Genomic DNA, 10,229 nt, shown 5'->3' on the forward strand with positions numbered 1-10,229 from the left:
GGTCAAGGGTCCCCGGGGATGGGCTCTCCGGCTCGTTAACTCCCGCTGGGGGCGCCCTTAACCCGCCGCTCCCTAGCGTCCTGGTCATGGACAGCGCAGAGAACCTCGGACAGATGGCCGCCCACCTCGGCCTCGACCTGGTGGCCGTGACCCTCCTGACCTTCGGGGTCTTCTATCCACGGCACCGCAGAAGGGAGTTGGTGCCCGCCTATCTCGCCCTGAACGTCGCGCTCTTCGCGGTCGTCTCCGCCCTCGCGAGCGCCGGCGGCAACGGCGGTCTCGCGCTCGGCTTCGGACTCTTCGGGGTGCTCTCGATCGTCCGGCTCCGCTCGGACGCCTTGCAGCACCAGGAGGTCGCGTACTACTTCATCACCCTCGTGCTCGGCCTGCTCTGCGGCCTTCCGGGCCTCGATCTGCCGGTCGCCGCCGGGTTCGCGGCCGTGCTGCTCCTGGTGATGTACGGCGCCGACCACCCGCGCCTCTTCGCCGGTGACCGGCGTGCGGTCATCACCCTGGACGCCGTGTACCGCGAGGAGACCGCCCTGCGCGCCGAGCTGTCACGGCGCTTGGGGGAGCCGCTCGGCTGGACCGTCCAGGAGGTCGACTACGTCCGTGACCTGATGGTTCTGGAAGTCCGCTTCCGCCAACCGGAACCTTCCGAGCAGGCCGGGGAGTTCATACGTACAGCACCACGACGCCGCACGACCCGGTCCCGCACGCCTGCCCCCGTCGCCCAGAAGGAGTCCGTGTGAACCCCGCCGTACGCGCCATCGGACGCGCCGCGCTCGCCGCGCACCCCATCTCGCTCGACGAGGTCAACGCCCGCGCCGAACTGCTCGCCCGCTACGACAACAGCTATCTCGTGCCGGTCGAGATCTTCGACGACCTGGCCGCGCTCCTCACGGACCCGCGCCGCGCCTCGGGCCCCTTCCGGGCCCTGAGCATCGGCGGAAAGCGCTGGTTCAGCTACCACTCCACGTACTACGACACCCCCGAGCTGCTCACCTACCACCACCACCGGCAGGGCAGGCGGCTGCGCTACCGCATCCGGGAGCGGGTCTACCAGGACAGCGGCGAGCGGCAGTTCGAGATCAAGCTGAAGAGCGGCCGGGGCGAGACGGTCAAGCACCGCCAGCGTCTCGAGGGCGACGACCGCGTGCTCGACGCCGAGCGGCAGGGATTCCTCGCGGGCGTACTGAGCGGGTCGTACGGGATCGAGGCACCCGACGGACTGACGACCGCGCTCGTCACCGCGTACCAGCGGGCGACCTTCGTGGCCGACGGGCAGCGCATCACGTGTGACGCCGGGCTCGTGGTGCGGGACGTGGCCACCGGGCGCTCGGTGGCGGCGGACTCCGGGCTCGTCCTGGTGGAGACCAAGACGCAGGGGCACCTGACGGAGGCGGACCGGGTCCTGCACCGGTACGGCGTGCGGGCCGCCGACTTCACGAAGTACTGCGGCGGTTTCGCCGCGCTGCGGCCGGAGCTCGGGGTCAATCGGTGGGCCCGGTCGGTCCGGGTCGCGTTTCCGAGGGCTTCGCAGGCGGCCGGGCAGCAAGCGGGAAGGTGAGCGTCACGCGGGTGCCGCTGTTGGCGTCCGACGCCATCTCGAAGGTGCCGCCCGCGGACTCCGCCGTGCGGCGGGCGATGTCGAGGCCGAGCCCCGTGGAGCCGCCGCCGCTGGTGCCGCGGGCCGGCGCGTCCGCGTAGGTCGCGGGGAGGCCGGGGCCTTCGTCGGCGACGGTGAGTTCGGCCCGCCCTGCCGGGGTGGTGCGGACGGTGATGCGGAACGGCGTGCCCTGGGGGGTGTGGTCGAGGACGTTGCCGATGAGGGCGTCGATGGCGGCGGTGAGATCGTCCTCGGGCACGGGCACGGGAGCGGCTGCTTCCGCCCCTTCCGCCTCTTCCGTCTCGGTCTCCGTCGTACGTCCCTGGTCCTCTGCCAGCGGCAGCCAGAAGGCGGCGCGTTCGCGGGCCACGGCGGCCAGGTCCGCGTAAGGGGCGTCGCGGAAGGGGCGGCGGGCCTTGCGGATCACGTCGTCCACGCTGCGTTCGAGGGCCGCGACGTCCGCGGCGATGCGCTGCGCCTCCTCCGAGTCGCGGAGGGTCTCCGCGTCCAGGCGCAGGGCGGCGACGGGCGTGCGCAGGCGGTGGGCGAGGTCGGCGGCGTTCTCGCGTTCGGCGGTGAGGAGCTCGTCGATGCGGGTGGCGAGGTGGTTCAGCTGGCCCGCGACCAGGCGCAGTTCGGGCGGACCCTCCGGGGTGGCGCGTGCGGTGAGGTCGCCCGCGGCGAGGCGGTCCGCGGTGCGGGCGAGGCGGCGGGTCGCGCCGACGAGACGCGCGCCGAGACGGTCGGCGAGGAGCAGCCCGACGAGGACGAGGCCGACCCCGATCCCGGCGAGGACGAGCCAGGAGGTCATGGTGCCCGCGTACAACTGCTTCTCGCTGAGCGTCACTTGCACCACGGCCGTACCGCCGGCGGCCCCCTGCACGGGGACGAGGACCTGACGGCCGCCGGTGGAGGGCTCGTAGGTGAAGGCGCGTCCCGTGCGGGCAAGGCGGATGGCGTCCGTGACGCGGGGCGCGCCGCCGGGGTCGGGCCCGATGACGCTGCCGTCGGCGAGGACGAGCGAAGTACTCGGAAGATCCTGCGTGTTGACGCTCTCCACGGTCTGCTCGGCGGTCTCGCGCTCGTCCGGGGTGGCGAGCGCGGGCCCGATGGCGTGCGCGACCCACTGGGCCCTGGCGGTGGCCTCGGCGGTGGTGCGGTCGGCGGCGTGGGTGCGGGTGAGGAGGGTGAGGGGGACGAGGAGGGCGGTGAGCACGAGGGCGGTGGTGGCGGCGGTGAGGAGGAGAAGACTGCGTCGCATCAGCCTGCCCCCGGGCCCCGGGAGGCGGGTTTCGCCTCGCTGTCAGCCTCCGGGGGGACTGGGGCCGGGCTCTCTTCGGGGGGCGTCAGCTTGACGCCCACCGTGCGGACCGTGTGGAGGTAGCGGGGGGCCTGGGCGGTCTCGCCGAGCTTTCTGCGGAGCCAGGAGAGGTGGACGTCGACGGTCTTGTCGGCGCCGCCCAGGGGCTGCTGCCACACCTCGGCGAGGAGTTCGCGGCGGGAGACGACCTGGCCGGGGCGGTGGGCGAGGTAGGTGAGGAGGTCGAACTCACGGGGGGTGAGGTCGAGGGGGCGCTCGTCCAGGGTGACCTCGCGCGAGGCCTGGTCGATGGCCAGGCCGCCCACCCGCAGGGGCTCCTCGGCCGCTTCACCGGCGCCGAGCCGGCGCAGGACCGCCTTGATGCGGGCGTCGAGCTGGGCGGCGCCGAACGGCTTGACGATGTAGTCGTCGGCTCCGTCTTCGAGGACCGCCACCATCTCCGGTTCGTCGTCGCGGGCGGTCGCGACGATGACGGGCACGTCGCTGACGGCCCGCAGCATACGAAGGACCTGCGAGCCGTCCACGTCCGGAAGCCCCAGGTCGAGCACGACGAGATCGGGGCGGTGCGTGACCGCCGCGTCCAGGCCTGCCATGCCGCTGGGCGCGGTGGCGACGGCATGTCCTTTGTCGCGCAGGGCCCGCACCAGGGCGCCGCGCAGCTGGGGATCGTCCTCCACGACGAGAAGATGGGCCATACATCCACCGTAGTCAGGTGCTTTGGCCGCCCCTTAACCGGGCGTTAGGAAACTGTGCGGCACAGTGGCCCGATGAGGAAGTGGCGGAGCGCGGCGGTGACCGCGGCATGGGTGGCGATGGGAACGGCCGCGGGAGCGCTGGGCGCTTGGCAGCTGGCCACGTCGGACAGCGGCGACGCGGCACACAGCCATCCCCTGGACGAGGCCGCGGTGGAGAGAGCGTTGTCGGCGACGTCTGCATCGGCGTCTCCGCCGCCGGAGTCGCCTTCGCCGTCCAGCACACCAACGCCCTCCCAACCGGCATCGGAGCGCTCGACCCTCCGCTTCACGGGCGGCACGGCGACCGTCGAGTGCAGGCAGGACGGCACGGTGTACCTCGTCTCGTGGAGCCCGTCGGACGGCTTCCACATCGACGACGACGTGGAACGGGGCCCGGGCAGGGTGGCCCGCCTGGAAGCTGAACCAAGCGACGACGACGATGACCAGGACGACCTGCCGTACGAGATCCGCTGCGGGGAGGACGGGCGGCCGGGGGCGAGGGTGGTGGCGGACGACTAGTCCAGCCCGTCCGGCGTTTGAGGACGAACTCGGCGAAGCCGGTGATTTCGGCGCCTACAAGGCCCTTGCGCCGAGCGAGTTTTCGGGAAGGGGCGGGGTTGGGGAGAAAATCCCCGGCCCGATGCCGGGCCCGGACGAACGAGACGCACCGCCCCCGGCGAGGGAAGAGCGCGACACACTGTCCAGTACCCCCCGCCCCCGCAAAACAGGACGCCCATGTCCCGTCCACACCGTGGACATTTACCCTCACCCCCATGACCCCTCAGCCGAACCCGAACCCCCAGGTCGGCGCAGCCGTAAAGGCAGCAGACCGCGCACACGTCTTCCACTCCTGGTCCGCACAGGAGCTCATCGACCCCCTCGCCGTGGCCGGCGCAGAGGGCTCGTACTTCTGGGACTACGAAGGCAACCGCTACCTCGACTTCACCAGCGGCCTCGTCTTCACGAACATCGGATACCAGCACCCGAAGGTCGTCGCCGCGATCCAGCAGCAGGCGGCGGAGATGACGACCTTCGCCCCCGCCTTCGCCGTGGAAGCCCGCTCCGAGGCCGCACGCCTCATCGCCGAGCGGACCCCCGGCGACCTGGACAAGATCTTCTTCACCAACGGCGGCGCGGAAGCCGTGGAGAACGCGACCCGCATGGCGCGCCTCCACACCGGCCGCCCCAAGGTCCTCTCGGCCTACCGCTCGTACCACGGCGGCACCTCCACCGCGATCAACCTCACCGGTGACCCCCGCCGCTGGGCCTCCGACACCGGTTCTGCGGGCGTCGTCCACTTCTGGGCGCCGTTCCTCTACCGCAGCCCCTTCTACGCCGAGAACGAGCAGCAGGAGTGCGAGCGCGCCCTCCAGCACCTCGAGGACACCATCGCCTTCGAGGGCCCGCAGACGATCGCGGCGATCATCCTGGAATCCGTCCCCGGCACGGCGGGCATCATGACCCCGCCGCCGGGCTACCTCAAGGGCGTACGCGAGATCTGCGACCGCTACGGCATCGTCTTCGTCCTCGACGAGGTCATGGCGGGCTTCGGCCGCACCGGCAAGTGGTTCGCCGCCGACCACTTCGACGGCGGCATCGTGCCCGACCTCCTCACCTTCGCGAAGGGCGTGAACTCGGGTTACGTCCCGCTGGGCGGCGTCGCGATCTCCTCCGCCATCGCCGAGACGTTCGCCCGCAGGCCCTACCCCGGCGGTCTCACGTACTCCGGCCACCCGCTGGCCTGCGCCGCGGCCGTGGCGACGATCAACGTCATGGAGGACGAGGGCGTCGTCGAGAACGCGGCCCGCGTCGGTACGGAGATCATCGCCCCCGCCCTCGCGGAGCTCGCCGAGCGGCACCCGAGCGTCGGCGAGGTGCGCGGCATCGGCATGTTCTGGGCCCTGGAACTGGTCAAGGACAAGCAGACCCGCGAGCCCCTGGTCCCGTACAACGCCACGGGCGAGGCGAACGCCCCGATGGCCGCGTTCGGCGCCGCCGCGAAGAAGCAGGGCCTGTGGCCCTTCATCAACATGAACCGCACCCACGTGGTCCCCCCGTGCAACATCACGGACACGGAGGCCAAGGAAGGCCTCGCGGCACTGGACGCGGCGCTGACGGTGGCGGACGAACACACGGTGTGATCGTTTCCCCCGTGGGGCACCTTGCTGCCGGGCGCCGGAAACCGGCTGCCCGGGGCAGGGAACCCCGACCGCGTAGTCTGACGTGCTCGTAAGCAAACGACGGTCACCGAAACGACTCCGCGAGGGAACCCAGATGCCCGGCACCGACGGCCCCGCCGTCATCCGCAGCACTCTGCGCCAGCAGATCGCCGACGCGCTGCGCGACGAGATCCTCGGCGGTCGTCTGGAGCCGGGCCAGGAGTTCACGGTCAAGGAGATCGCCGAGCAGTACGGCGTCTCCGCGACCCCCGTCCGCGAAGCCCTGGTGAACCTCGCAGCGCAGGGCCTCCTCGACGCCGACCAGCACCGCGGCTACCGCGTCCGCGAGCACTCCCTCGCGGACTACCGCGGCATGCTGGAGGCCCGCAGCCTCGTCGCGGACGGCATCTTCCGCGACCTCCTGCGCAAGGGCACCCCGCTGGGGCCCAAGGGCCCGGAGGAGGCGTCCGCCGCCCTCCTGTCCGTACGCCGCCGCGGCGAGGAAGCATCGCGCGCCGCCTGCGCGGGCGACCTGAACGTCCTCATCGGCTACGACCTGCGCTTCTGGCGCGAGCTCAGCGCCCTCTTCGGCAACGCCTACCTCTCGGACTTCCTGCACCGCATCCGCGTCCAGTCCTGGGTCTGCGCCGTCACCTACCTCCGCCGCGCCGTCGAACGCGGCGACGGCGACCTGCGCGGCACCCTCTGGGCCCGGCACACCGAGCTCGTCGACGCCCTCGCGCACCGCGACCCGGAGGCCGCGCACAGAATCATCGACGAGTACAACACCCACTCGCTCGCCCTCATCGAACGTCTCGCGGCCGCTGCATGAGTGTGGACCTGACCGTCGTCGTCCCCGCCTACAACGAGGAACGGCGCCTGGCCCCGACGCTCGCCGCGATCCGGAAGTACCTCGACGACGGATACGCCGGACACACGGACGGCGCCGACCGCCCCCGGTGGGAGCTGATCGTCGTGGACGACGGCTCCACCGACGGCACCCTGGACATCGCCGCCGACGCCGAGGCCGCCGACTCCCGCGTCCGGCTGATCCACTCCGGCCGCAACCGCGGCAAGGGCCACGCCCTGCGCCTCGGTGTCCTGGCCTCGCGCGGCGACCGGGTACTGATCACCGACGCCGATCTGGCCACCCCCATCCAGGAACTGGAGTGCCTGGACAAGGCGCTCACCGACGGCCACGAGGCAGCGATCGGCTCCCGCGCGGGCGCGGACGCCACCATCGAGGCCCACCAGCACCGCCTGCGCGAACTGCTTGGCCGTACCGGCAATTTCCTGATACGAACGGTCGCCGTCCCCGGAGTCCGCGACACCCAGTGCGGCTTCAAGCTCTTCGACGGCGACCGTGCCCGTGAAGCCTTCGCCGCGTCCCGTCTGCGCGGCTGGGGGATAGACGTCGAGATACTCCAGTACTTCCGCCGCTCCGGCTGGCCGGTCGCCGAGGTGCCGGTGCGCTGGGCGCACCAGGAGGGCTCGAAGGTCCGCCCCTTCGACTACGTGAAGGTCCTCGCCGAGCTGACCTCGCTCAAGGCCCGCACCGTCCGCCCGGTGGATCTGCTCGTCGTGGCGCTCTTCCTGTCCATGGCGGTCACCCTCTACTCCGGCCGCCTGATCGACCCCGGCGACCGCTATCTCCCCTCCTCCCTCCAGGACCAGAACCAGTGGGAGTGGTTCTTCGCGGTGACGGCGGACAACGTCCGCCACCTTCACAACCCCCTGTTCACGACCCTCCAGAACCAGCCCGACGGCGTGAACCTCATGGCCAACACGGTCATGCTCGGCCTCTCCGTCCCCCTCGCCCCGGTGACCTGGCTCTTCGGCCCCGCTGTCGCCCTCAACGCGGCGATGACGCTCGGCCTGGCCGCGACGGGGGTCGCCTGGTACTGGCTGATCCGCAAGCGTCTCGTACGGCACCGGGGCGCGGCGGCCGTCGGCGCGGCACTCGCCGCCTTCGCGCCACCGATGATCAGCCACGCCCACGCGCACCCGAACTTCATGGTCCTGTTCATGATCCCGCCGATCATCGACAGGGCGCTGCGGCTCTGCGAGGGCGATGGCTCCAGGGTCGTACGGGACGGGGTCGTCCTCGGCCTCTTCACGACGTACCAGATCTTCCTCGGCGAGGAACCCCTGCTGCTCGCGGCGATGGGCATGCTGCTGTTCGCGGCGGCGTACGGCCTGGTGCGCAGGGATGTGGCGAGGGACGCGATCCGGCCCCTGGCGCGCGGTCTGGGCGTGGCCGTGGCGGTCACGGTCCCGCTGGTCGCCTTCCCGCTCTACTGGCAGTTCTTCGGGCCGCAGAGCTATGCGAGCGTGCTGCACGGCGACAACTCCGGCAACAGCCCCCTCGCCCTCCTCTCCTTCGCGGAACGCTCGCTCGCGGGCAGCGAGGAGACCGCCAACGCCCTCGCCCAGAACCCCACCGAGCAGAACGCCTTCTACGGCTGGCCCCTGATCGCCCTTGCCTTCGCGATCGTCGTACGTTTCTGGGAGCGGGCGGTGGTGAAGGCGCTGGCGTTCACGGCCGTCGCGGCGGCGCTGCTCTCGCTGGGCCCGAAGTTCCGGATCCCGCTGACGGACATCGTGCTTCCCGGGCCGTGGGCGCCCCTGGCCCACGCGCCCCTCTTCGAGTCGGTCATCGAGTCGCGGGTGGCGATGGTGTGCGCGCCGGTGCTCGGCATGCTGCTCGCCCTTGCGCTGGCCCGCCTCCTCGACGCGGGGCGCCCGATGACGGCGGCGCGGTACGCGGGCGTGGCCGCGGTCGCCCTCGCGCTGCTGCCGATCGTGCCCGCACCGCTGCGGGCGGTGGAGCGGGAGCAGCCGCCCGCGTTCATCGCCGACGGGACCTGGCGCAGGTACCTGGGCGAGGGCGAATCCCTGGTGCCGGTACCGCTGCCGGACCCGGCCGGTGCGCAGGCGCTGCACTGGCAGACCACCGCCGGCCTGGGCTTCAGCCTGCCCGGCGGCTACTTCAACGGGCCCTGGGGTCCGGACCGCATCGGCATCTACGGCGCCTCGCCCCGCAACACGTCGAACCTCCTGCGGGACGTCCGCGACTCGGGCCGCGCCCCGCGGCTCACGGACGCCTGGCGCGAGGCCGCGCGCGAGGATCTGGCGTACTGGAAGGCGGGCGTGCTGGTCCTCGCACCGCAACCGCACGACGCCGCGCTGCGGGAGACGGTGGAGCAACTCCTTGGCCGGCCGGGAAAGTGGGTAGACGGGGTGTGGATCTGGGATCTGCACAGGGGCAGCTAGCGGGCGTCCGCCCGGACTACGCTGCCTGAACGCGAGGAACGTCCGATGTCCGACATCAGCCGGACCTGAGCCGACTTCTGACCTTCTGACCTTCCGACCTGAGGAGCACCCTTTGGCCTGTGACTTGTGGCTGGTCCCGCTCGTCGACGTGCTGTGCCACAGCCCCGACAATCCCTTCGCGGAAGAGATCGCGGTGTACGACAAGGCACTGCACGAGGCAGGACTGCCCGCCGTCCCCGTCTTCGCCTATATGCCGGGCCTGTCCGGGGACGTTGCCCCGGTGGCGGGGTTCGACTACGACGCGCTGCATTTCCTGCGCCGGGCCTATCTGCTCCAGGTCTGCGGCCTCGAAGTGACTCCGGTGGACGAACTGGGCGGTGACTACGAGCAGTTGCTGGAGATGTTCGACTCGACCGCCCAGCAGTCGCACCTGGTCTGGCACTACGACCACGCGGGGGCGTACGTCCCGGTGGACTTCCCCGCACCTCTCTCGAACGACGAACTCCTCTCGGGGGGCGGCCCGCTGGGCTCGTCCCACGCACTGCTCCGGGAGCTGGAGTTCGTGGCCCCGTCCATCGGCATCGACGCGGCCAACCCGCCGCGCCCGCCGACCCCGCCCGAGGCCCCCACATCCCTGGAGGAACCGGCAGCCCCGGCTCCCCCCGACAACAGCCCCTTCGCCAGAGAACGCCACGTATGGCTGGGCCTGCACGCGGCCACGACCCGAAGCCTGGCGCAGGGCTCAATGATCATCTACAGCTGACGCAGGGGCCTGCCCGGCATCAACAGGCCCCGCCCGGCAGGCCCGCCGCTCCTCTCCCCGCAGCCCACCCGCCCCACCCCGCCCCGCCCCTACCGAGGCTCCGGCGGCCGCTGCCGGGGCATGTTCGGCCGGGCGCCCGGCGGCAACGCGGCCCGCGCGGGAAGCGAGGAACCGCCCTCCCCCCGGGAGGCAGGAACCGCAGCCTGCATGGCCAACGGCGCCGGCCCGGACCGGAACTCCACCATCCAGTCCGAGGTCTCCGCCCGCACAAGCTCCGTCACATCCTCCGAGAACCGCCGAAGCACCCCCAGACACCGCTCGGCAGCCTCACTGGCAGTCCCCTCGGTAGGCCCGAGAACCTCCCGCACAC

The 10,229-nt window shown here is 71.7% G+C and carries 10 protein-coding genes; 7 read left to right on the forward strand and 3 right to left on the reverse strand.

Going from position 1 to position 10,229, the window contains the following annotated elements:
* The first annotated feature begins 86 nt into the window (after window positions 1-86).
* Both ACQKIP_RS29535 and ACQKIP_RS29540 read left to right on the forward strand, forming a co-directional pair.
* Window positions 87-752, forward strand: coding sequence for a DUF4956 domain-containing protein (locus tag ACQKIP_RS29535; RefSeq protein WP_365859053.1), 666 nt, complete (start codon window positions 87-89; stop codon window positions 750-752).
* Entirely contained in the window at window positions 749-1,570 is an 822-nt protein-coding gene (locus tag ACQKIP_RS29540; RefSeq protein WP_365859051.1) for a VTC domain-containing protein, read from the forward strand. Before ACQKIP_RS29535 ends, ACQKIP_RS29540 begins: the two co-directional genes overlap by 4 nt.
* Here the strand turns inward: ACQKIP_RS29540 and ACQKIP_RS29545 are convergent.
* Both ACQKIP_RS29545 and ACQKIP_RS29550 read right to left on the reverse strand, forming a co-directional pair.
* Window positions 1,494-2,870: a sensor histidine kinase gene (locus ACQKIP_RS29545; RefSeq protein ID WP_365859049.1), complete on the reverse strand. Its 1,377-nt coding sequence runs from the start codon at window positions 2,868-2,870 to the stop codon at window positions 1,494-1,496. The two genes, ACQKIP_RS29540 and ACQKIP_RS29545, sit on opposite strands and share 77 nt — an antisense overlap.
* Complete coding sequence (locus tag ACQKIP_RS29550; RefSeq protein WP_365859047.1) at window positions 2,870-3,625, reverse strand: response regulator transcription factor; 756 nt, start codon at window positions 3,623-3,625, stop codon at window positions 2,870-2,872. The genes ACQKIP_RS29545 and ACQKIP_RS29550 overlap by 1 nt, the downstream gene beginning before the upstream one ends.
* Before the next feature lie 72 nt (window positions 3,626-3,697).
* Here ACQKIP_RS29550 and ACQKIP_RS29555 point away from each other — a divergent pair, with 72 nt between their 5' ends.
* The 5 genes from ACQKIP_RS29555 (at window position 3,698) to ACQKIP_RS29575 (ending at window position 9,859) form a co-directional block, all read left to right on the forward strand.
* Window positions 3,698-4,183: a hypothetical protein gene (locus tag ACQKIP_RS29555; protein ID WP_365859045.1), complete on the forward strand. Its 486-nt coding sequence runs from the start codon at window positions 3,698-3,700 to the stop codon at window positions 4,181-4,183.
* 254 nt (window positions 4,184-4,437) lie between these two features.
* Window positions 4,438-5,805: an aspartate aminotransferase family protein gene (locus ACQKIP_RS29560; RefSeq protein ID WP_365859043.1), complete on the forward strand. Its 1,368-nt coding sequence runs from the start codon at window positions 4,438-4,440 to the stop codon at window positions 5,803-5,805.
* Between the two features lie 133 nt (window positions 5,806-5,938).
* Window positions 5,939-6,655 carry a GntR family transcriptional regulator gene (locus ACQKIP_RS29565; RefSeq protein ID WP_365859041.1) on the forward strand — a complete coding sequence of 239 codons (717 nt, stop codon included), beginning with the start codon at window positions 5,939-5,941 and terminating at the stop codon, window positions 6,653-6,655.
* Window positions 6,652-9,096 carry a dolichyl-phosphate beta-glucosyltransferase gene (locus tag ACQKIP_RS29570; protein WP_365859039.1) on the forward strand — a complete coding sequence of 815 codons (2,445 nt, stop codon included), beginning with the start codon at window positions 6,652-6,654 and terminating at the stop codon, window positions 9,094-9,096. The genes ACQKIP_RS29565 and ACQKIP_RS29570 overlap by 4 nt, the downstream gene beginning before the upstream one ends.
* A 112-nt stretch (window positions 9,097-9,208) precedes the next feature.
* Window positions 9,209-9,859 (forward strand): hypothetical protein, encoded by a 651-nt coding sequence (locus ACQKIP_RS29575; RefSeq protein WP_365859037.1) that lies wholly within the window; start codon window positions 9,209-9,211, stop codon window positions 9,857-9,859.
* Between the two features lie 89 nt (window positions 9,860-9,948).
* Here ACQKIP_RS29575 and ACQKIP_RS29580 read toward each other — a convergent pair.
* Window positions 9,949-10,229, reverse strand: a 281-nt coding sequence (locus tag ACQKIP_RS29580; protein WP_427744623.1) for an SLATT domain-containing protein, incomplete at its 5' end; no start/stop codon positions are given.

This window comes from Streptomyces sp. NPDC059900 (genome assembly GCF_050270335.1).
In the GTDB taxonomy this organism is placed as follows: Bacteria; Actinomycetota; Actinomycetes; order Streptomycetales; family Streptomycetaceae; genus Streptomyces.